Here is a 20632-nt window from a genome sequence, read left to right as displayed (position 1 = left end):
CCGGGTCAGTACGCTCCGGCGCCGGTCAGCGACCGCACCTCCAGGGCGGCGTGTTTGTCCGCGTCCCGCTCCCGGGACAGCAGGGTCCCGACTATGGCGCAGAGGAACCCGAACGGGATGGAGACCAGACCGGGGTTCTCCAGGGGGAACCACGCGAAATCGACTCCCGCGGGCAACAGCGACAGACTCTCCCCTGTCTCCTCGTCCACCTTTCCCGAGACGACGGGGGAGAAGATCACCAGCCCCACCGCGGCGAGGAGACCACCGTAGATGCCGGCGACCGCTCCCGCGGTGTTGAACCGCTTCCAGAACAGGTTCAGCAACAGCGCCGGGAGATTCCCCGAGGCCGCGACGGCGAACGCCAGGCCGACCAGGAACGCGACGTTGAGCGTCTGCGCGAAGATCGCGAGCACGATCGCCACGGCGCCGATGCTCAACGCGGCGACCCTGGCCACCCGCACTTCCTCCTTCTCCGAGGATCTGCCGCGACGGACCACGTTCGCGTAGAAGTCGTGCGCGAGCGAGGAGGAGGACGCCAGGGTCAGCCCGGCGACGGTGGAGAGGATCGCCGCGAACGCCGCCGCCGCGATGAACGCCAGCAGCACCGCCCCGAGCGGGCCTCCGCCAATGCTCTCCCCCACGGAACGCGCGAGCTGCGGCGCCGCCGTGTTCCCCGCCTCGTTCTGGGCGAGGATGGCGTCGCGTCCGACGATGGCGGCCGCACCGAACCCCAGCACCAGGGTGAGGAGGTAGAACACCCCGATCAGACCGATCGCCCAGTTCACGGAGTTACGGGCGGACTTCGCGTCCGGGACCGTGTAGAAGCGGACGAGGATGTGCGGAAGCCCCGCTGTTCCCAGCACCAGGGCGATCCCGAGGCTGAGCAGGTCGAGTTTGCTCCACAGCGTCGCCCACGGGTCGCCCGGAACCTCGACACCGTAGTTCAGTCCGGGTTCCAGGAACTGCTGCCCGTGACCGCTGGCCTCGGCGGCGTCGCTCATCAGCGAACCGAAGTTGAAGCCATACAGGGCCAGGACCAGGACCGACAGCAACGCGGCCCCGGACATGAGCACGCCCGCCTTGATGATCTGCACCCAGGTGGTGCCCTTCATCCCCCCGAGCGTGACGTAGACGATCATGAGGACCCCGACGACGATGATGCCGCCGATCTTGGCCTGGTCCGCGCTCATCCCGAGGAACGTCTCACCGGAGCGTATTCCCAGCAGGAGGGCGATGAGAGCGCCGGCGCCGACCATCTGCGCCAGCAGGTAGAACACCGACACGGTGACGGTGGAGACGGCGGCGGCGGTGCGCACGGGGCGCTGCCGCATCCGGTAGGAGACCACGTCGGCCATGGTGAACCGGCCGGAGTTGCGCAGCAGCTCCGCTACCAGGAGCAGCGCCACCAACCAGGCGACGAGGAAGCCGATCGAGTAGAGGAAGCCGTCGTAGCCGAACAGGGAGATCATGCCGGCGATGCCGAGGAAGGACGCGGCCGACATGTAGTCGCTTCCGATCGCCATGCCGTTCTGCAGCCCGGAGAAACCGCGCCCTCCGGCGTAGAAGTCGGTGGCCGACCTCGTACGGCGGTTGGCCCAGACGGTGATCGCCAGGGTCGCCCCGACGAGCAGCAGGAACATGACCACCGTCGCGACGCGGCTGCCGGTGGAGACGGTCTCTGCGGCGAGGATCATTGGCCTGGCCCTTCCTTCCCAGCTCGGGTCGTGTCGTCCGGCCCCTCGGCGGACGGAGGGGTCTCCTCCTGGGGCGGGGAGGCGGTCCCCGTCTCGTTGACGAGTTCCGCGCGCAGCTCGTTCGCGAGCGGGTCGAGACGCCGGTTGGCGTAGCGCGAGTACAGGATGGCCACGCCGAAGGTGGTCACGAACTGCAGCAGTCCGAACACCAGCGCGACGTTGACGTTGCCGAACACCACCGTGGACATGACGTCGCGGGCGAACGCCGACATCAGCACGTAGAGGAGGTACCAGGAGAAGAAGGCGATGCTTACCGGAAAGACGAACGCCCGCAGCCGCCGCCTGAGCGTGACGAACCGGGGGTCGTCGTGCATGGCGACGGAGCGGGCCACGAGGTCGTTCTGGGTAGGGTCACCCTCCGGTGGTGACCCTGAGGATCCGTGCATGGCTGAGTCCCTCTCTGCTCTGAAACGTTCGCGGGAACGCTTCGCGTTGTGTCTTGCGCCACACCACAGCGAGACTAAGAGTGACACAGATCGCACACCAGTGTTTCCGGGTCACACATTGATCACCCCACCCGGCCGTGCCGGGTGGGGTGATGGTGTCGCGGATCGCGTTGGGCCAGGGCAGCGCCCGGGCGGTGTTTCGCGGAGGCCGACGGCCCGCGGTCCTACACGGTGTCGTTCTCGACGGGCCCGTCCCACTCTGTGGACAGGGGGTAGGCCTTGGGGGCGACGCGTCGAACCGTCTCGTTGAGGACGGTCCGCACGTAGGGTTCCCCCACCCACAGGTGTTTGGCGTTGTCCACCCCGATGACCTCGGCCTGCGGGATCCGGCCGAACCGCTCGCGGGCCTCGTCCGGGCGGAGGTAGTCGTCGAACTCGGGGACCAGGGCCACCACCGGCTTCTCGGAGTCGGCCCACGTGTCCATGTCGGAGGCACTCGCCCGGTGCAGGGGCGGCGACAGCAGGATCGCACCCTCGACCTGCGGGTCGCACCCCCACTTCAGCGCGAGCTCCGTACCGAACGACCACCCCAGCAGCCACGGGTGCGGCAGCCCCTCGAACTCGGTGAACTCCAGAGCGGCGGCGACGTCGTACTTCTCGTCCTCCCCCTCACCGAACTCGCCCTGGCTGGTGCCGTGCCGGGACGTGGTTCCGCGGGTGTTGAACCGCAGCACGGCGATGTCGGCCAGGGCCGGCAACCGGAAGGAAGCCTTGCGTAGGACGTGGCTGTCCATCATGCCGTCCGCTGTCGGCAGCGGGTGCAGGCAGACCAGTGTCGCCGTGGGAGTCGTCCCGGCGGGAAGCGCCAGTTCACCGACGAGTTCCAAACCGTCAGCGCTGCGCAGGGTCACGGGGCGGCGGTCGGCGGGCAGCACACTTCGGGCACGGATTTGCATGGGTCCTCACGGTTCTCGTCGCGGGAAGGGGAACGGCTGCTCACCGCCGCGGGAACCGCACGCCACGGTGCTCGCGCTTCTCCCAGCACGAGGAGTGCCAGTGCCTGCGGTCGTCGCTGGATCCCTCCGCGCGCCACGCCACGACGTGGGGCGTGGAGGGGCGGATGTCCTGGCCGCAGCCGGGGCAGCGGTACGTCTTCGTCGCGGCGGCGCCGCTGACGCGCCGCACCACCCAGTCGCCGTCGCTGCCGCTCTCCCGCTGCTGGTTCCCGACGACGCCGGGAAAGGGGGCACGTCTCTGGTCCTGGCGGGCCCCGCGGCGGCGGGGTGTGTTACGGCGCGGGCTCACCCCTCCAGGTTAGGGCATGCGGCACCGCCGCGCATGCTGCCGGCGGGCAGCGTGCCGGTCTCCGCGCGCGAAGACCGGCCGGGCGGAGGCCCGCTCAGGTGGAGCGCACTGTCTCGGTGCCGTCGTACAGCAGTTTCCCGAGCAGCGGTGCCGGCTGGTACGGCGCGAAGTGGGCGTTGGCCACGCCGCGGAGCACGTTGGCGACGGCGCTCGCGCCGCGCTCGTCCAGCAGCTCGACCGGACCCTTGGGGTAGCCGCACCCGAACCGCATCGCGGTGTCGACGTCGTCAGCCGTAGCGTAACCGTCGCCGACCATCCGCAGCGCGTCGTCGATGTGCGGCGCCAGCAGCATGTCGGCGAGGTCGAAACCGTGGTCGTTGTCCCGCACGCTGCGGGCCACCGGGCCCGTTGGCTGCTCCTCCGCCGGGTTCTTCCCCGTGGAGTAGTCGTAGAAGCCGCGCCCGGACTTACGCCCGAGCAGACCCGCGGAGACCATGCGGCGCAGCAGCGGGGAGGGAACGTAGCGGGGCTGGCGGAACTCCTCCCAGAGGACCTCCATCACCGCGAGGGACACGTCCAACCCCACCATGTCCAGCAGGGTCAGCGGCCCCATCGGGAACTCCGCCGCTTTCGTGATGGCGGTGTCGATCTCCTCCCGGGAGGCGATGCCGCGTTCGTACACCGAGGCGGCGTGGTTCAGGTACGGGACGAGGAGGGCGTTCGCCACGAAGCCGGCCCGGTCGGTCACGGTGACCGGGGTCTTCCCGATGCGCTTGGCCACCTCGGTGACGACCTCGAGCGTTCCCGGAGCGGTGTTGACCGTGCCGACGACCTCCGCCAGTTTCATCACGGGGGCGGGGTTGAAGAAGTGCAGCCCCACCACCTGTTCCTGGCGCCTGGTCAGCGCGGCGATCTCGGTGACCGACAGCGAGGAGGTGTTGGTGGCCAGGATGGTGCCGGGCGGGCAGATGGAGTCCAGGTCCGTGAAGACGTCCCGCTTGATGTCCATGCGCTCGGGCACGGCCTCAACGACGAAGTCGGCGTCTCCCAGGTCCTCCCGGGTGGAGGAGAACGCGATCCGCCCCATGATGGCGCCCTGTTCCTCCGCGGTGAGCTTGCCCTTGCTCACCGCCCGTTCCAGGGAGGTCTGCACGTGGTTTTGGCCCCGCTCCAGCGCGGAGGTGTCGATCTCCACGCCGGTGACGTGGAACCCGGCCCGGGCGAACACCTCCACGATCCCGGCGCCCATGGTTCCGAGCCCGACGACTCCGACTTTGTTGAATTCCTGCACCATCTCATCTCCTAGCGAGGGGCTTCGTGACGTGAGGATCCCGGCGGGTTCACGTTCCTGCGGCGTGCGTATGCGGATGTACCGGCACGGTTCCGGCTACCTCCGGATCCGGGCGAGGCTGTCGGGCTCGGGACCGGGAAGCGGGCGGTGGTGAACTCACGCGGCACAACGATAGGGAGTTACTCAGCCCAGCCTAAACGCTGCCACACACCTGATTACTGGAAGGTAAGTGGCCGGTGTCACCACCGCGGGAGGAGTTTCCCGCATATTCCGGCGCGTGCGCCATGCTCCGCGTCACAATGGCGCCATGTCGCTGCAACGTGTCGGCGCGTTCCTGCTCGCGCCCCAGTTCCCCGGTCAGGACCAGGCCTCGGTCCTGGAGTCGTCCGTGGCGGCAGCCGTGGCTGCCGAGGAGGCCGGATTCGACGACGTCTGGTTCGCCGAGCACCACTTCATGTCCTACGGCCTGTGCCCGTCAGCGACGACACTCGCGGGGTTCGTGCTGGGGCGCACCAGTCGCATCGGGGTGGGGACGGCGGTGAGCGTGCTCAGCACGCAGCACCCGGTCGCGCTGGCGGAACAGGCGAACCTCCTCGACCACGTGTCCCAGGGGCGTTTCCGGTTGGGTGTCGGCCGGGGAGGTCCGTGGGTGGACCTGGAGGTGTTCCAGACCGGTATCGAGCGCTACGAGCACGGTTTCGCGGAGTCGCTGGACGTGTTGCTGAGAGCGCTGGAGGGCGGGCCGCTGCGGGCGGACGGGCCCCGGTTCGGGTTCCGCGAGGTCGACATCGTCCCCGGACCACGCGGCGTTCCGGACGTCCGCGTCGCCGCCACCTCGGAACCGACACTGCGTCTCGCCGCCAGCCATGGTCTTCCCGTGCTGCTCGGTCTGCACCTGACGCCGGAGCAGCAGGCGGAGATGGCCGGCGTGTACGCGCGGGCCTCCGGGAACGCGGCGGCGCCCGGACACATGGTCGCGGCCCTGGCCCACGTGGAGGACACGCGCGAACGGGCACGGGACCGGATGCTGCGGGCGCTGCCGGAATGGCTCGGTCCGGGACTGGCCGGACACGTTCCCGTGGACGACCGCCCCCGCCCCCAGCGTGACCCGCACGACTACGCCCGGTTCCTCTGCGACACCCACGCCGTGGGCTCTCCCGCGGACTGCCGCCGTCAGCTCACCGAACAGGCCCGCACCACGGGCGCCGACGAGCTTCTCCTGCTCGTGGAGGGATCGGGTGATCCGGAAGCCGTCCGGGCCAACATCGCCCGGTTGGGTGCCGAGGTCCTCCCGGCCGTGCGGGAGGCGGCGGCCGGCGGCCGGCCGGAGGACCCGACCAGCCGCCGCGGGGAGGACGACGGACTCAGCAGTCGACGAGCTCCGGCGACTGGTTGAGGAGTTGGGAACGCGGCTGGACGAACTCCTGGTAGGCGGCGTCAGCACCGGGTTTGAACAGCGCCACCTTGTGGCAGTTCTGGAACGCCAGGCGCATGCCGAAGTGCTGTTCCACCGCGGAGCGCATCGCGTCGCTGGCGACGAGACGCAGCAGCTGGCCCCGTTCGGCCTCGCCCGGCGGCGGGACCTCGTTGGCCTCGTAGTCGGCATCACTGGTCTGGGAACGTTCCGCCAGACCGCTGACGACGCTCCAGGCGTACGGGAGGGACTCGCGAATGCAGGCGATGAACTCCGCATTCTCCACAGGCCCCTGCTGCGCCTTGTCGAGGAGCTCTGGGGAAACCGTCAGTGACATCAACAGTCCCTTCATTCGGTGACACGCGGCTACGGGGCGCGGTGCGGGCCCGGACGCCAGCCACCGCGAACGCTCCTCGCAGCCTGTCGTGACGCTAGACGCAACCACCGGCCACGTCACGGAACCCCAAGGTCACATTTGGCTACCCTCACGGCTACACGGTTCTCCGCCTCCCGCTGGTTGCGTCGTGCTCCCGACTGGGCCGCGGCGGGAGAGCACACCGCACAGCACCGGTAACGTGGGGGCTGTGCGTCTCGTTATCGCCCAGTGCAGCGTCGACTACGTCGGCCGGCTGACCGCCCATCTGCCCATGGCCCCCCGCCTCCTCCTGTTCAAGGCCGACGGTTCGGTGTCGGTGCATGCCGAGGAGCGCGCGTTCAAACCGCTGAACTGGATGAACCCTCCGTGCAGCGTGCACGAGAGCAGCGGGGAGGACGGCACCGACGTGTGGACCGTCACACACGACAAGTCCGGGGAGAAACTGGTCCTGCGCGTCCAGGACGTCTGGCACGACAGCTCGCACGAGCTGGGCGCCGACCCCGGGTTGCAGAAGGACGGAGTAGAAGCGCACCTGCAGGAACTCCTCGCGGAGCACATCGGCACCCTGGGCGAGGGGTACACGCTCATCCGCCGCGAGTACCCCACCGCTATCGGCCCGGTGGACATCCTGTGCCGGGACGGACACGGCAGCACCGTCGCTGTGGAGCTCAAACGCCGGGGCGACATCGACGGGGTCGAGCAGCTCACCCGCTACCTGGAGCTCCTCAACCGCGACCCGGCGCTGAAGCCGGTACGGGGGATCTTCGCCGCACAGGAGATCAAACCCCAGGCGCGGGTCCTGGCCACCGACCGCGGGATCGACTGCGTCACCCTGGACTACGAGGCGTTGCGCGGCATCGAACCCGACACCCCGCGGCTGTTCTGAGGGCCGTGGCCAGCGGCGCGGCGGTGGTGACCGCTCCCGTTGGAACCGGAGCCGCCCGCGGCGCGTCTGTCCCTGGCACGGTGGAGCGTCCGGGTGACGGGACCGTCAGGGTCGCGCTCCGGCCCGGGCCGCGCACCGTGCAGGGCCCGGCTGTCCCACAGAGGAGAGAAGCGATCGTGCAACAACTCCAGTCGCTGCCGCGCATACTCATGCGCCAGCGGATCCGCCCCATGGTGAACCAGTACGAATTCCGCGCCGCGGAGCCCGACGGCAGCGAGGGCGCGCTGCTGGCCTTCGCCCAACAGAAGCGGATGGCCTTCAAGGAGGAGGTCACCCTCTACACCGACGACAGCAAACAGCAGCCGGTGCTGGGGTTCAAAGCCCGCCAGGTCGTCGACCTGGGGGCGACCTACGACGTCTACGACGCGGCCGGAACACCGATCGGGATGTTCCGCAAGGACTTCAAACAGTCGCTGCTGCGCTCCACCTGGCACATGGAGCAGGCCGGGATGGGACCGGTCCAGGGGCAGGAACGCAACGCGGCGCTGGGACTGCTGCGCCGGTTCGTGGACGCCGCCCAGTTCATCCCGTACCACTTCGACTTCGTCGCGGACCAGACGCCCGTCTTCAGCATCGACAAACGCTGGGGCGTGCGGGACCGGTACACCATCGACATCCCCGATCCCCGGGCCGACCGCCGGATGGTCATCGCGATGACCGTCGCGGTGGACGCGTTGCAGGGACGTTAGCTCCCCTGGGTCAGGGGCGGGGCGGGTGCCCGGCGGTGCGCAGCGCGAGCCACAGTTCGGCACGGTAGTCGGGGTCGTCCAGGTCACCGGGGAGCAGCTCCCGAACCCGCGCGATCCGGTAACGCAGCGTGTGCCGGTGCACCCCCAGGGACTCCGCGGCCGTGTCCCAGCGGCCCGCGGCGGCCAGATAGGCCCGCAGCGACCGGACCAGGGTCTCCGCCAGGCGGTGGTCCTCCAGCGGCGCGAGCAGTTCCCGGGAGACACGGGTGCCGGCCGCCGTGTCGACCATCCCGAGGAAACCACCGGGGAGTTCGGCGGCACGCATCAGATCACGACCGGTGTTACGGGCCTCGGCCAGGGCCCGCTCCGCTCTGGAGCGGGCCACGGGGAGGTCACCGTAGGTGCCCGGCTCCGCGGCACCCACCGGACCGCCGACGGCGCGGACGAGCGCTCCCGCCGGGTCGTCGGCGGCGCTGCCGAGCACGAGGATCCGCCCCTCCTCCTCGCTGTGCAGGCAGTTCTCCAGCTCGCGTGCCATGGGTGGCCCCTCCCCCGTGTCCGCCTCGGCCACGGCGAGCGTCACCGGCTCGCCCGGCAGGGTCTCGCGCAGTCGCGCGGCGCCGGAGTGGCCCAGATCGACCGCGCCGTTGAGGAGCGCCGACAGGAGCCCCTCCTGCCGCTGCCGGTCGTGTCCGGGCCCGGCCGCCCGGTCCAGTTCCAGGCTGAGGAGGGACACGGCGGCGTTGACGAGGGTCCGCCCCTCGGGGCCGAGCCGGTGCGCCGCGCCCACGGCGAGGACCCCCTGCAACCGTCCGCCCTCGCCCAGGGGTTGCAGGGCCACCGTCTCCCCGCCCACGGCGGCGGAGGCGCTGGCCCGTTGCCGCGAGGCGCGGAGTTTGCGCACGTCGGGTTCGACGATCCCGGCGTGGCGGGCGGCGTCGGCCGGCGCGGCGTGCCGCAGCAGACCGTCCGCGCCCAGCAGCAGGGCCCAGGTTCCGAGTTCCCCGGCGAGGCGGTCGACGACGGACTCGGCCCCGCGCAGCGCCGCGCGTGTGAGGTGCCGCTGCGCCGAGAAGGCCCAGGACAGCCCCTCGTACTCCTCCTTGGCGAGCAGGCGGGACACTTCCTTGCCGACCGCGATGAAGGGGGTCCGCTGCGGGACCTCCACCAGAGGGAGCCCGCACTGGTGGGCGGCCTCCACGAGGGAGGGCGGCACCTCGTCGTGCGCGACGCCGCTGCCGAACCCGAGCCCGGAGATGTCGTTGCCCGCGAGGCGCCGTACGTACTCCCGCGCTGTCTGGCGGGTCTCGTGCCAGCGCACTCCGGTGGTCAGCAGCAGTTCGCCCCCCGCGAGGTAGGGGGTCGGGTCGGTGAGTTCGCTGACGGCGACCCAGCGCACCGGCCGGTCGAGATGCTCCTCCCCGGTACGCAACCGGAGTTTGAGCCGTGGGATGCGCAGGACGGACCCGAGCGTGGGCGGCATACCGCACCCGCCAATCACCAGAATGTCCAACAGATACCCCTGATTTTAGCCACAATGGCGATGGCCCGCGTTGTTTCCCCTCGTAGGATCGGACACGATCACTGGTTAGGGAGGACTTCCAATGGCTAGCACCGATGTGGCGCAGTCCCGCAGGGTCGTCACTGAGATCCCCGGGCCGAAGTCGCGGGCGCTGCAGGAGCGCAAGGCGGCCGCCACGGCTCCCGGCGTGGGCAGTGTCCTGCCGGTCTACGTGGACCGGGCGGGCGGCGGGATCGTCGAGGACGTGGACGGCAACGCGCTGATCGACTTCGGGTCGGGCATCGCCGTCACCTCCGTGGGCAACGCCGCCCCGCAGGTCGTCGAACGCGCCAGCGAACAGCTCGCCAGGTTCACCCACACCTGCTTCATGGTGAACCCCTACGAGTCCTACGTTCAGGTGTGCGAGGAGCTCAACCGGCTCACGCCGGGCCGGCACGAGAAGCGCTCGCTGCTGCTGAACTCCGGAGCGGAGGCGGTGGAGAACGCCGTCAAGATCGCGCGCAACGCCACCGGCCGACCGGCGGTCGTGGTGTTCGACCACGCCTACCACGGCCGCACCAACCTCACGATGGCGCTCACCGCCAAGAACATGCCCTACAAGGAGGGGTTCGGTCCGCTGGCGGGCGACGTGTACCGGATGCCGATGGCCTACCCGTTCCGCTGGCCCGGTGACTCCCGGGAGTGCGGTCCGGAAGCCGCCCGGCAGTGCATCGACCAGATCACCACCCAGATCGGTGCGCAGAACGTGGCCGCGGTGCTGATCGAGCCGATCCAGGGCGAGGGCGGCTTCATCGAGCCCGCGGAGGGTTTCCTTCCCCAGTTGGCGGACTTCTGCCGCGACAACGGCATCGCGTTCGTCGCCGACGAGGTGCAGACCGGGTTCGCGCGCACCGGCCACATGTTCGCCTGTGAGCACGAGGGGGTCGTTCCCGACCTGATCACCACCGCCAAGGGCATCGCGGGCGGTCTTCCGCTGGGAGCGGTGACAGGCCGCGCGGACCTGATGGACGCGGTGCACGCCGGCGGACTCGGTGGCACCTACGGCGGCAACCCGGCCGCCTGCGCCGCCGCGCTGGCGACGATGGAGGCCATCGAGTCCCAGGGGCTGGTGGAGCGCGCCGGCCGGATCGGGGAGACGGTACTGGCGCGGCTACGGGCACTCGCCGACAGGCACGGGATCATCGGCGACGTGCGGGGCCGGGGTGCGATGGTCGCGCTCGAGCTGGTCAACGGCCCCGCGGACAGCACCCCCAACCAGGACGCGGTGAAGCGCGTCCTGCGGTACTGCCACGAGCGGGGCTTGGTCCTGCTCACCGCCGGAACCTACGGGAACGTCATACGACTACTCCCGCCGCTGGTCATCGGGGACGACCTGCTCGACGAGGGGTTGTCCATCCTGGAGGAGGCCTTCGAACAGCTCTGACGCTGCGCGAGGGCGGACGCGCGGCCCGCACCCGGCCCCGGGTGCGGGCCGCGCGCGTATGCACGACCATGGGAGGAAACGGACTCCGAGGAGGAACCATGGTGCATGTCGCGGTCGGCCAGTTCGCGCCGGGTGAGGACAAGGAGGGCAACCTGGCCACCGTACGGGCGCTGGTCGCCGACGCCGCCGCCCAGGGAGCGGAGGTGGTGCTCCTGCCCGAGTACACGATGTTCACCGCTCCGCGGGTCGACAGCCGTTTCGTCGCGGCCGCCGAACCGTTGGACGGGGCGTTCGTGTCCGGTCTGGGGAGGATCGCGACCGAGTACGGAGTGCACCTCGTCGCCGGCGTGAACGAGGCTCTTCCGGGGGAGGAGCGTTTCGTCAACACCCTGGTGGCCCTGGCGCCGAGCGGGGAGACGACAGCGTGGTACCGGAAGCTGCACCTGTACGACGCGTTCGGGGTTACCGAGTCCACCGTGGTAGCGGCGGGTGAGATCGAGGAACCGCGGACGTTCTCGCGCTCGGGTGTCACGTTCGGCCTGCAGACGTGCTACGACCTGAGGTTTCCCGAGGTCACCCGCAGGATCGCCGACGCGGGCGCCGATGTGCTGCTGCTGGGTGCCCAGTGGGTTCCCGGTCCGCTGAAGGAGGACCACTGGACCACGCTGACCCGGGCGCGGGCCATCGAGAACACGATCTACGTGGCCGCCGCGGGGCAGAACGCTCCCACGGGAGCGGGCAACAGTATGGTCGTGGACCCGATGGGGACCGTGACGGCGGCGTTGGGCGAGCAGACGGGGGTAGCGCTCGCCCGGATATCGGCCGACCGGCTGCGCGAGGTTCGGGAGAGGAATCCGGCCCTGCGGCTGCGCAGGTTCGGGGTCACCGCCAGCGAGTAGTCCGACGATACGACCCGTTACGTACCGTGTTCCACCTCACACGTGTTCCCTGCTCATGAGACGGATTTTACCGGGAGTATTGCCGCGCTATAGATACACAGAGTTATATTTATTATGCTCACAGTGACAGGAACCGGTCGGCCCGTTCCGGCGGCGGACCGTATCCGATTCACACAAGGGTCATGATCTGAACAACCGCCAGACTGTCCTCAACCACGGGGGGAGCACGGACGTTGAGCGGTCTGAGCACGATGTGCCACCCCGGCACAACAGAGGCCGAGACAACCGACACCTACATCTTCGATCCCGCGGAACTCAGTGCGAAGCAGAGTATGGGAGGTGCCTGCGCGATGTGCCATGTGCGGTGGCCGCGGCCACGCGTTCCGGTGGGCGCCCTTCCCGACGGAAGCAGGGTATACGGGTGCGCGGAGTGCGCCGGTGCCGTCACCGCCCACACGGCTCGGGCACCGCACCGCGGGGCGCCGCCGTCCCGTTGACGGGGCGGCCGAGCCGAGCGCCGACCGCCGCACGCTGATGCGAGCGCTCCGGGCCCAGGGGGAGACGGACCCGGAGCGCCGCACCCGGTGCGCTCGCTTCCATGGGGGGAGGAGGGGAAAGAGCGCACCTCCGGGAAAGGTCGCAGGTATCCCGGCACTCCGCAGCCTTGCGGAACCGGCCGCGACCCACAATACTCCTTGTGGCCGCGCCGTACCGGGCTTATGCAAAGTCCGGTCGAAAACTCGGCTCCCGACGGTGCACGGCACGGCCGAACCGTGCCGGATCCGGGGGCCGGACCGGTGCCACGGACCGGACGGTACCGCGCGCACGCACTGTCAGAAACCCAGGTTCACCCCGCTGCGTTCCGGGTTCGGTTCGGGCCAGCGCGCCGTCACCGCCTTCGTACGAGTGTAGAAGTGCACCCCCTCGGTGCCGTGCGCGTGGGAGTCCCCGAACATCGACTGTTTCCAGCCACCGAACGAGTAGTAGGCCATCGGCACCGGGATGGGGACGTTGATACCGACCATTCCCACCTCCACCTCGTTCTGGAACCGGCGTGCCGCACCGCCGTCATTGGTGAACACCGCGGTGCCGTTCCCGTAGGGGTTGTCGTTCACCAGCCGCAGCGCCTCGTCGTAGTCCGACACGCGCAGCATGCTCAGCACCGGCCCGAAGATCTCGTCGGTGTAGCAGCTCATGTCGGTGGTGACGTTGTCCAGCAGGGAGGGGCCCAGCCAGAACCCGTCCGAACCGCCGCCGTGCACCGGGTGGACCCGGCCATCGATGGCCAGGGTGGCGCCCTCCCGCACACCGGACTCCAGGTAGGAGGCGACGCTGTCGCGGTGCGCGCGGCTGATGAGCGGGCCCATCTCGCTGCGTTCGTCGTCGCCCGGTCCGACACGCAGTTTCGCCACCCGCGCCCGGATCCTTTCCAGCAGGTCGTCTGCTATGGGTCCCACCGCCACCAGCGCCGAGATCGCCATGCAGCGCTCCCCCGCCGAGCCGAACCCGGCGGACACGGCGGCGTCCGCCGCCACGTCCAGGTCGGCGTCGGGCAGCACCACCATGTGGTTCTTGGCTCCGCCCAGTGCCTGCACGCGTTTCCCGTTGGCCGCGGCGGTCTCGTAGATGTAGCGGGCGATGGGTGTGGAGCCGACGAAGCTCACGGCCTTGACGTCGTCGTGCTCCAGGATGCCGTCCACAGCGGCCTTGTCCCCGTGGACCACGTTGAACACCCCGTCGGGGAGCCCCGCCTGTGTCCACAGTTCGGCCAGACGCACCGCCGTCGAGGGGTCCTTCTCACTGGGTTTGAGGACGAACGTGTTCCCGCAGGCGATCGCCACCGGGAACATCCACATCGGCACCATCGCCGGGAAGTTGAACGGGGAGACCGCCGCCACGACGCCGAGGGGCTGCAGGATGGAGTACGCGTCCACCCTGGTGGAGACGTTCTCCGAGTAGCCTCCCTTCAGCAGGTGCGGGATGCCGCACGCGAACTCGACGACCTCCAGCCCGCGGGATACCTCCCCCAGCGCGTCCGAGAAGACCTTGCCGTGTTCGGCGCTGATGATCCGCGCCAGCTCCTCGCGGTGCTCGTGCAGGAGCTCCCGGAACCGGAACAGGACAGCGGTACGCTTGGACAGCGGAGTGTCCCGCCAGGCGGGGAAGGCGGCGCGCGCGGCCGCGACGGCCGCGTCCACCTCCGACTCCGTGGCGAAGTCCACCGTCCTGGCGACCTCACCGGTCGCGGGGTCGTGGACGTCGCCGCGCCGCTGTGCCTGCCCGGTGAACGGCGCGCCGGATATCCAGTGTGTGACGTTCTTGTCCATGAGAGATGTCCCTTCCTGGGGCGGCGCCCCGCGGCTCGGTGCCGGGGCGCCGGTAGGGGTTCGGCGGCGGGGAGGGGCGCGCCCGCTCAGGTTCCGGTGCCGGCGTCCACGGCGCGGAGCGCGTCGGTCAGGATCTCCGCCCCCTCACGGGCCTCCTCCTCGGTGAGGGTCATCGGCGGGGCCATACGCAGCACGTTGTCGTTCAGCCCGCCCTTGCCGACGAGCAGACCGCGGCGGCGCGTCTCCTCCAGCACCGCGGTGGCCAGCGCGGGCGAGGGGGCTCCGGTCGCCGGGTCCGCCATCGCCACGGCGAACATCAGCCCGGTGCCGCGCACCGCCGAGACCGTGTCCAGTTCGGTGAGGGGGTTCAGCCGCTCCAGCACGATCGCGCCGAGCCGTGCCGCGTTGGCCTGCAGGTCGTGGTCGAGGATGTAGTCCAGGGTGGCGTTGGCCGCCGCCATGGAGACCGGGTTACCGCCGAAGGTGGACAGCCCCTTCGCGGGAAGCCCGTCCATCAGGTCGCCGCGCGCGACGACACCGCCCACCGTGAACCCGTTGCCCAGGCCCTTGGCGAAGGTGAGGGCGTCCGGCGTGGTGTCCCCGATCCCCCAGAAACTGTTCCCGGTACGTCCCCAACCGGTCTGCACCTCGTCGGAGATCAGGGGGATGCCCTGCTCGTCCAGGACCTCCTTGTAGGCCGCGAGCAGACCCGCGGGAGGCATGGCGAACCCCCCGACCCCCTGCACGGGTTCGGCGATCATGCACGCGACGTCGGACGCGGTGGCGGTGGCGAGCACGTCGCGCAGGTCGGCCACGCAGGCGTCGATGTACTCCTTGTCGGACATGGCGCGGAACGCGGGAGCGTCCCGGTCGGTCCCGTGGAGGTAGTGCACGTTGAGAGGGGACAGTGACGAGTTCTTCCACCCCCGGTTCCCGGTGATCGCCACGGTCCCGTAGGAACGGCCGTGGTAGCTGTTGCGCAGCGCCAGTACCTGGTCCGTCCCGCGGGCCGCCGTGGCCAGGAGCAGTGCCGTCTCGTTGGCCTCGGTCCCGGAGTTGGTGAAGAAGACCTTGGCGTCGGGGATTCCGGACAGGCGGGCGATCTTCTCGGCCAGTTCCACCTGGCCGCGCAGCAGGTACATGGTGGAGGTGTGCACGATGCCGCTGGAGAGTTGGCGTTCCACGGCCTCGCGCACCTCGGCCACGTCGTAGCCGAGGATGTTGGTGACGATCCCGCCGAAGAAGTCCAGGTAGGTGTTCCCGTCGGCGTCGGTGAGACGGCGCCCCTCACCGCTCGACAGTTCGAGCGGGCTCTCGTAGTAGAGGGACAGCCAGGAGGGCATGACAGCGCGGTGGCGTGCGAGAAGTTCCGACATGACCTCAGTCTCACGTGTGGTGTCCCACACCGCCAACAGGCATGGTGTCGGTTTTGGCGACCGAGGTTTAACACAGTGTCGCGGCGGGTTGCCACTGGTACGACCCGCCGGTGGACAGGGACAGGGGCGACCCCGGCGGGTTGACCGGGGAGAGCAGCGTGTCAATCGTTTTCGGACTTTTCCGACACACTGTTCTAGACTCGCACGTGTGCTACCCACACTCGCCGACGTTCTCGAACTACCGGTCGTCCAACGCGCCCGCCCGCGGGTGGTGGTGGGCAGCTCCCACCTGGACGTCGCGGTGCGCTGGGTCCACGTCGCCGAAGTCACCGACCTGGCCCACCTGCTGCGGGGCGGTGAGCTCGTACTGACCACGGGCATCGCGATGCCCGACGACCGGGAGGCGCTGCGGCGCTACGTCGACGACCTCTCCGGCGTCGGGGTCAGCGGCATCGCGGTGGAGATGGGACGCAAGTACCACTCCGGCCTGCCCCACGCGCTGCTGGACGCCGCGGGGGACGCCGGGATCCCGGTGGTGGCGCTGGAACGCGAGGCCCGGTTCGTGGAGATCACCGAGGCCGTGCACGGCCGGGTCGTCAACGAGCAGCTCGAGGAGGTCCGGGAGTCGGAGCGGCTGCACGAGGTGTTCACCCGCCTGTCGATGGAGGGAGCACCGCCGGAACAGGTGCTCCGGGAGGTCGCCCGGCTCTCCGGCCGTCCCGTCGTACTGGAGAACCTGGCCCACCAGGTGCTGGCGTGCGACCTGAACGGCGAGGACCCCGGCGTGCTCCTGGCCGCCTGGGAGAGCCGTTCCCGTGCGGTGCGAAGCGACGCCAGAACCGTGCACGACCCCGCCTCGGGCTGGGTGGTGACCACGGTCGGCGCCCGCGGCCAGGACTGGGGGCGTCTCATCCTGATCTGCGGCACCTCCCCCACCTCCCGGCACACCATGATGGTGGAGCGCGCGGCCACCACGCTGGCGCTGGTGCGGCTGCTGGAACGCCACCAGGAGAGCCTGGAGCGCCAGACGCACCGGACGATCATCACCGGCATCATCGACCGCGCCTACTCCGACCCGGAGGAGGCGCTGGTACGCGCCCGCGCCGTGGGGGTCTCGCTCTCCGGGCACGGCCTCGTCGGCCTGGTGCTGCGGCTGCGGGACAGCAGAGCGGGGTTGGCGGCCCAGGCGGAGCTGGCCGACACCGCGGAGGAGGCGGCCCGCGCGTGCCGGGAGCTGCGGGTTCCCGCCCTGGTCGGTTCCCTGGACGAGGTGCGCGTGGGTATCCTGCTCGCCCTTCCCGACGACAGCGACGAGGACGCCTACCTGCGGCGCCTCGCCGAACGGCTGCGGGAACGGGTGACCACCTCGGCCGTGCTCGCCGCCGGATCGCGCACCGACGACATCCGCGAGGTCCGCCGCTCCTTCCTGGAGGCGCGCCAGGTCGGCGACGTGGCGCTGCGCCAGAGCGGAGACCAGCTCTTCTACCGGCTACCCGACGTGCACCTGCGCGGACTGCTGCACCTCTTCTCCGACGACGAGCGGCTGCAAACCTATGTCGAACGCGAGCTGGGGCCGTTGCTGGCCTACGACGACCGGCACGGCAGCGACCTCACCGAGATGCTGCGCTGCTACCTCTCCTCCGGCAGGAACAAGGCGCTGGCCGCCACCACCGCCCACATCTCGCGTCCGGCGTTCTACGAACGGTTGCGGCGGATCTCGCACGTGCTCGGCGTCGACCTGGACTCGGTGGAGACCTGCCTCTCGCTGCACGTGGCCCTGCTGTCCCTGGATTCGGTCCGCGATCACCGGGCGTACTGAACGCGGGGGCTACCATAAAGTACTTTTGGTTCCGTCGTGTGTGGGACACGACACGAGCGACCCGAGAACGCGCTGTTACCCGCGCAGCCCGTGACCATCCCGGAGGACCATGTGACAGAACAGGACGACAGCGCTCCGGCCGTACGGCGGAACCCCTCCTCCAACGTCGCCCTCGACGAGACCGCCAAGCGCATCATCGAGCAGCTGCAGCAGGACGGGCGCCGCTCCTATGCCGCCATGGGCAAGGCCGTGGGGCTGTCCGAGGCCGCCGTGCGCCAACGCGTCCAACGGCTGCTGGAGGCGGGCGTGGTCCAGGTGGTCGGTGTCACCGACCCGATGATGCTGGGGTTCAGCAGGCAGGCCATGATCGGCATCCGGTGCAGCGGCGAACTCGACAAGGTCGCCGACGAGATCGCCGACCTGCCCGGTGTCGAGTACCTGGTGATCACGGCCGGCTCGTTCGACCTGCTGGCTGAGGTGGTCGCCGCCGACGACGACCAGCTTCTGGAGATCCTGGGCCGCCTCCGGTCGGTCGAGAGCGTCACCGAGACCGAGAGTTTCCTGTACCTGAAGCTGCGGAAGCAGACCTACGCGTGGGGGACCCACTGAGGTCGCGCCGGTCGCCGGCCGGGACCGCCCGAAGGCGTCTCGCACGGGCCGGCACCGGTCGGCCGTACCGCCGGGCGGCCCACCGCCGCCCCGGGCGCGGCTCCGCCCCTCGGGCTCACTCCCTCTCGCTGGCGGCGAGCTGGCCGCACGCGCCGTCGATCTCCTGGCCCCGGGTGTCGCGGATCGTCACCGGGACGCCGTGGGACTGCAGCCTGCGCACGAACTCGCGCTCGTCCTCCGGGCGGGAGGCGGTCCACTTCGACCCCGGCGTGGGGTTGAGCGGGATCAGGTTGACGTGGGCAAGGTGGCCGGCGAGCATCTCGCCGAGGAGGTCGGCGCGCCACGCCTGGTCGTTGATGTCGCGGATGAGGGCGTACTCGATGGAGACGCGGCGGCCGGTCGTGTCAGCGTAGCGCCAGGCCGCGTCCAGCGCCTCGGCGACCTTCCACCGGTTGTTGACGGGCACGAGCTCGTCCCGCAGCTCGTCGTCGGGAGCGTGCAGCGAGATCGCCAACCGCACCTGCATGCGTTCCGCGATCATCTTCTCGATCGCCGGAACCAGACCCACGGTCGAGACGGTGACCCCCCGCTGCGAGATGCCCATACCGCCGGGGACAGGGTCGGTCATGCGCCGGATGGAGTCGAGGACGCGCCGGTAGTTGGCCAGCGGCTCGCCCATCCCCATGAAGACGATGTTGCTGATCCGCCCCGGACCGCCGGAGACCTCCCCCCGCTCCAGGTCCCGCGCGACGGAGACGACCTGGTCCACGATCTCCCCGGTGGAGAGGTTGCGCGTGAGACCGTTCTGTCCGGTGGCGCAGAACGGGCAGTTCATCCCGCAGCCCGCCTGCGACGAGACGCACAGGGTGGCGCGGTCGGGGTAGCGCATCAGCACCGACTCGAACATGACCCCGTCGAAGGCGCGCCACAGCGTCTTGCGGGTCATCCCCTCGTCACACGTGACATGACGCACCGGCGTGAGCAGCTCCGGGAGCAGCTCCGCGCCGAGCCGTTCCCGGGAGCCCTCCGGCAGGTCGGTCATCGCCGACGTGTCGGACTCCAGGTGTCCGAAGTAGTGCTGGGCCAGCTGCTTGGCACGGAAGGGTTTCTCCCCCAGCTCCGTCACCGCCGCGCGGCGGTCGTCGGGACTGAGGTCGGCGAGGTGCCGGGGCGGCTGGGCCCGGCGCGGGGCGGCGAAAGTGAGCTCGGCAGGCATGTGGTTCCAACACGGACGGATGACCGCGGACGCGGAGACGATGTCCGCGATACACGGTACTTTGGGTACATAGTCGGCCTTGTCCCGGCCGGGACAGGTTCCGCAGGGAAAAGGCCACTGCCGTTCATCCTATGCGGCGCGTGGGTACCACCGTACGGAACAGCAGAACAGCCGAACAGCCGGGGAGGGACAGTGGCAGCGGCGAGCATCCTCCTCGACGAGTCCAGCCCCTACCGCAGCCGCCGCGTGATCGTCGAACGCGGCCCCGGCGCCACCGCAGCCTACCTCCTCAACGCCCAGGGAAGGATCCGGGTCCCGGTGTGGCTCGCCAACCACGAGCCCGCGCCCGCCACGGGCGACCCCGCGAGCCTGTACCAGGGAGAGGCCCCCCTCATGCCCGCCGCCCACACCAAACATCCCCAGGGCCGCCCGCCGGTGGAGGCCGCGCGGGTACGCGCCGTGTGGTTCGAGGAAGGCGACGGGGTTGCGCTGCTCGAGGACGGGGAGCTCCTGGCCGTCATCCCCGGCTGGGCGGAAGCCGACCGGGGGCTGCCCGGTTACGCGCGCGACGCCGTCGGCCACACCCCCTACGCCTGGGCGCTGGACACCGCCCCCGAACAGCTGCGTTCCCGGGTGTTCCACGCGCGGTCGTACTGGCACTGGCGGTCGACCCCCGACGCGTGGCGCAGCGTGCAACGCGCGGTGTTCAACCACCTCAACCGGACCGTGGGCCCGTCGGGCCACTACTGGGACATCTCGGACGGCTATCCGCCGCTGTTACGCGTCTCGGAACGCCCGCCCACGGAACGGCGCCCCTACACGGTGCTGAGCACGGTGGGAATGTGCGGCCAGCGGATGCCCACCGTGGAGCGGTACCTCGCCGACCCCTCCCCCTACGCGCGGGTCGAGCTCGCGCTGGCCACCACCGGCGAACCGCACCTGGCCGCCCGGATCTTCCGCTGGATCGGCACCTTCCCGTGGCGCGCCGTGACCTGGTTCGGTCCCGGGCACAGTGTGAAATGGCTGGACAATCCGGAAGACGCCGCGCTGCGGGGCGAGTACAGCGCGGTCCTCCTCGTGGCCGACCCCACCCCGCTCGGTGGGGAGCAGTACCCGCCGCCGGCCACCTTCGGGCTCACGTTCCACGGCGACCCGGTCACCTGGCTGTGGATCGTCCCGCTCACCCGATCGCAGCGCCTCTTCGCCAAGGAGAACGACGCCGCCACGGTGCTCGACAAGCTCGCCGCGGAAGGCCGAAGCTGGGTCCTGCCGTGACCGCC

Annotated in this window: 18 protein-coding genes; 8 read left to right on the top strand and 10 right to left on the bottom strand. The window is 70.1% G+C overall.

The window, feature by feature from the left end; genetic code table 11:
- Positions 1–5: 5 nt before the first annotated feature.
- The 5 genes from FHX37_RS03320 to FHX37_RS03300 form a co-directional block, all read right to left on the bottom strand.
- Positions 6–1694, bottom strand: a complete 1689-nt coding sequence (locus tag FHX37_RS03320) for a solute symporter family protein (RefSeq protein WP_141922000.1) — start codon at positions 1692–1694, stop codon at positions 6–8.
- Complete coding sequence (locus FHX37_RS03315; RefSeq protein WP_141924984.1) at positions 1691–2068, bottom strand: DUF485 domain-containing protein; 378 nt, start codon at positions 2066–2068, stop codon at positions 1691–1693. Before FHX37_RS03315 ends, FHX37_RS03320 begins: the two co-directional genes overlap by 4 nt.
- Before the next feature lie 296 nt (positions 2069–2364).
- A complete protein-coding gene (locus FHX37_RS03310; protein WP_141921998.1) occupies positions 2365–3096 on the bottom strand; it encodes an alpha/beta hydrolase in 732 nt (243 codons plus the stop codon).
- A gap of 40 nt (positions 3097–3136) precedes the next feature.
- A complete protein-coding gene (locus FHX37_RS23130) occupies positions 3137–3445 on the bottom strand; it encodes an ATP/GTP-binding protein (protein WP_211351730.1) in 309 nt (102 codons plus the stop codon).
- A 94-nt stretch (positions 3446–3539) separates the two neighbouring features.
- Complete coding sequence (locus FHX37_RS03300; protein ID WP_141921997.1) at positions 3540–4739, bottom strand: 3-hydroxyacyl-CoA dehydrogenase; 1200 nt, start codon at positions 4737–4739, stop codon at positions 3540–3542.
- A gap of 304 nt (positions 4740–5043) precedes the next feature.
- Between FHX37_RS03300 and FHX37_RS03295 the strand changes: the two genes are divergently transcribed.
- Positions 5044–6132, top strand: coding sequence for an LLM class flavin-dependent oxidoreductase (locus FHX37_RS03295; protein ID WP_141921995.1), 1089 nt, complete (start codon positions 5044–5046; stop codon positions 6130–6132).
- Here the strand turns inward: FHX37_RS03295 and FHX37_RS03290 are convergent.
- The gene (locus tag FHX37_RS03290) at positions 6101–6487 is read right to left on the bottom strand and encodes an SCO5389 family protein (RefSeq protein WP_141921994.1); all 387 of its coding nucleotides are present in this window, start codon (positions 6485–6487) and stop codon (positions 6101–6103) included. The two genes, FHX37_RS03295 and FHX37_RS03290, sit on opposite strands and share 32 nt — an antisense overlap.
- Positions 6488–6734: 247 nt before the next feature.
- On the opposite strand from FHX37_RS03290, the gene nucS reads away from it, so the two are divergent.
- Together nucS and FHX37_RS03280 are read left to right on the top strand one after the other, a co-directional pair.
- Positions 6735–7412 (top strand): endonuclease NucS, encoded by a 678-nt coding sequence (gene nucS, locus FHX37_RS03285; RefSeq protein WP_141921993.1) that lies wholly within the window; start codon positions 6735–6737, stop codon positions 7410–7412.
- Between the two features lie 176 nt (positions 7413–7588).
- A complete protein-coding gene (locus FHX37_RS03280; RefSeq protein WP_246062046.1) occupies positions 7589–8161 on the top strand; it encodes an LURP-one-related/scramblase family protein in 573 nt (190 codons plus the stop codon).
- A gap of 10 nt (positions 8162–8171) precedes the next feature.
- On the opposite strand, the gene FHX37_RS03275 is transcribed toward FHX37_RS03280, so the two are convergent.
- Positions 8172–9644, bottom strand: coding sequence for a PucR family transcriptional regulator (locus FHX37_RS03275; protein WP_141921992.1), 1473 nt, complete (start codon positions 9642–9644; stop codon positions 8172–8174).
- A gap of 121 nt (positions 9645–9765) precedes the next feature.
- On the opposite strand from FHX37_RS03275, the gene gabT reads away from it, so the two are divergent.
- Positions 9766–11106 (top strand): 4-aminobutyrate--2-oxoglutarate transaminase, encoded by a 1341-nt coding sequence (gabT, locus tag FHX37_RS03270; RefSeq protein ID WP_141921991.1) that lies wholly within the window; start codon positions 9766–9768, stop codon positions 11104–11106.
- Between the two features lie 98 nt (positions 11107–11204).
- On the top strand, positions 11205–12005 hold the full coding sequence (locus FHX37_RS03265) for a carbon-nitrogen hydrolase family protein (protein WP_141921989.1): 801 nt from the start codon (positions 11205–11207) through the stop codon (positions 12003–12005).
- 833 nt (positions 12006–12838) lie between these two features.
- Here the strand turns inward: FHX37_RS03265 and FHX37_RS03255 are convergent.
- Positions 12839–14332: a CoA-acylating methylmalonate-semialdehyde dehydrogenase gene (locus FHX37_RS03255; RefSeq protein WP_141921988.1), complete on the bottom strand. Its 1494-nt coding sequence runs from the start codon at positions 14330–14332 to the stop codon at positions 12839–12841.
- An 86-nt stretch (positions 14333–14418) separates the two neighbouring features.
- A complete protein-coding gene (locus tag FHX37_RS03250; RefSeq protein ID WP_141921987.1) occupies positions 14419–15708 on the bottom strand; it encodes an aspartate aminotransferase family protein in 1290 nt (429 codons plus the stop codon).
- A 208-nt stretch (positions 15709–15916) separates the two neighbouring features.
- Between FHX37_RS03250 and FHX37_RS03245 the strand changes: the two genes are divergently transcribed.
- Both FHX37_RS03245 and FHX37_RS03240 read left to right on the top strand, forming a co-directional pair.
- The gene (locus FHX37_RS03245; RefSeq protein WP_141921985.1) at positions 15917–17527 is read left to right on the top strand and encodes a PucR family transcriptional regulator; all 1611 of its coding nucleotides are present in this window, start codon (positions 15917–15919) and stop codon (positions 17525–17527) included.
- A 111-nt stretch (positions 17528–17638) separates the two neighbouring features.
- On the top strand, positions 17639–18136 hold the full coding sequence (locus FHX37_RS03240; RefSeq protein ID WP_141921984.1) for an Lrp/AsnC family transcriptional regulator: 498 nt from the start codon (positions 17639–17641) through the stop codon (positions 18134–18136).
- Positions 18137–18251: 115 nt separating this feature from the next.
- Here the strand turns inward: FHX37_RS03240 and rlmN are convergent, their stop codons facing one another.
- Entirely contained in the window at positions 18252–19352 is a 1101-nt protein-coding gene (gene rlmN, locus FHX37_RS03235; RefSeq protein WP_141921983.1) for a 23S rRNA (adenine(2503)-C(2))-methyltransferase RlmN, read from the bottom strand.
- 192 nt (positions 19353–19544) lie between these two features.
- Here rlmN and FHX37_RS03230 point away from each other — a divergent pair, with 192 nt between their 5' ends.
- Positions 19545–20627: a suppressor of fused domain protein gene (locus tag FHX37_RS03230; RefSeq protein ID WP_141921981.1), complete on the top strand. Its 1083-nt coding sequence runs from the start codon at positions 19545–19547 to the stop codon at positions 20625–20627.
- The last annotated feature ends 5 nt before the right edge of the window (positions 20628–20632 follow it).

The organism is Haloactinospora alba, assembly GCF_006717075.1.
In the GTDB taxonomy this organism is placed as follows: Bacteria; Actinomycetota; Actinomycetes; order Streptosporangiales; family Streptosporangiaceae; genus Haloactinospora; species Haloactinospora alba.
The sequence above is the reverse complement of the archived record's forward strand: the minus strand, read 5'-3'. Positions and strand labels throughout refer to the sequence as shown.

Coding starts and splice junctions, on each gene's coding strand:
- FHX37_RS03310 (WP_141921998.1), bottom strand. CDS start 3,096: ATGCAAATCCGTGCCCGAAGTGTGCTGCCCGCCGACCGCCGCCCCGTG.
- FHX37_RS03315 (WP_141924984.1), bottom strand. CDS start 2,068: ATGCACGACGACCCCCGGTTCGTCACGCTCAGGCGGCGGCTGCGGGCG.
- FHX37_RS03300 (WP_141921997.1), bottom strand. CDS start 4,739: ATGGTGCAGGAATTCAACAAAGTCGGAGTCGTCGGGCTCGGAACCATG.
- FHX37_RS03265 (WP_141921989.1), top strand. CDS start 11,205: ATGGTGCATGTCGCGGTCGGCCAGTTCGCGCCGGGTGAGGACAAGGAG.
- FHX37_RS03255 (WP_141921988.1), bottom strand. CDS start 14,332: ATGGACAAGAACGTCACACACTGGATATCCGGCGCGCCGTTCACCGGG.
- FHX37_RS03275 (WP_141921992.1), bottom strand. CDS start 9,644: ATGCCGCCCACGCTCGGGTCCGTCCTGCGCATCCCACGGCTCAAACTC.
- rlmN (WP_141921983.1), bottom strand. CDS start 19,352: ATGCCTGCCGAGCTCACTTTCGCCGCCCCGCGCCGGGCCCAGCCGCCC.
- FHX37_RS03250 (WP_141921987.1), bottom strand. CDS start 15,708: ATGTCGGAACTTCTCGCACGCCACCGCGCTGTCATGCCCTCCTGGCTG.
- FHX37_RS03290 (WP_141921994.1), bottom strand. CDS start 6,487: ATGTCACTGACGGTTTCCCCAGAGCTCCTCGACAAGGCGCAGCAGGGG.
- FHX37_RS03320 (WP_141922000.1), bottom strand. CDS start 1,694: ATGATCCTCGCCGCAGAGACCGTCTCCACCGGCAGCCGCGTCGCGACG.
- gabT (WP_141921991.1), top strand. CDS start 9,766: ATGGCTAGCACCGATGTGGCGCAGTCCCGCAGGGTCGTCACTGAGATC.
- FHX37_RS03295 (WP_141921995.1), top strand. CDS start 5,044: ATGTCGCTGCAACGTGTCGGCGCGTTCCTGCTCGCGCCCCAGTTCCCC.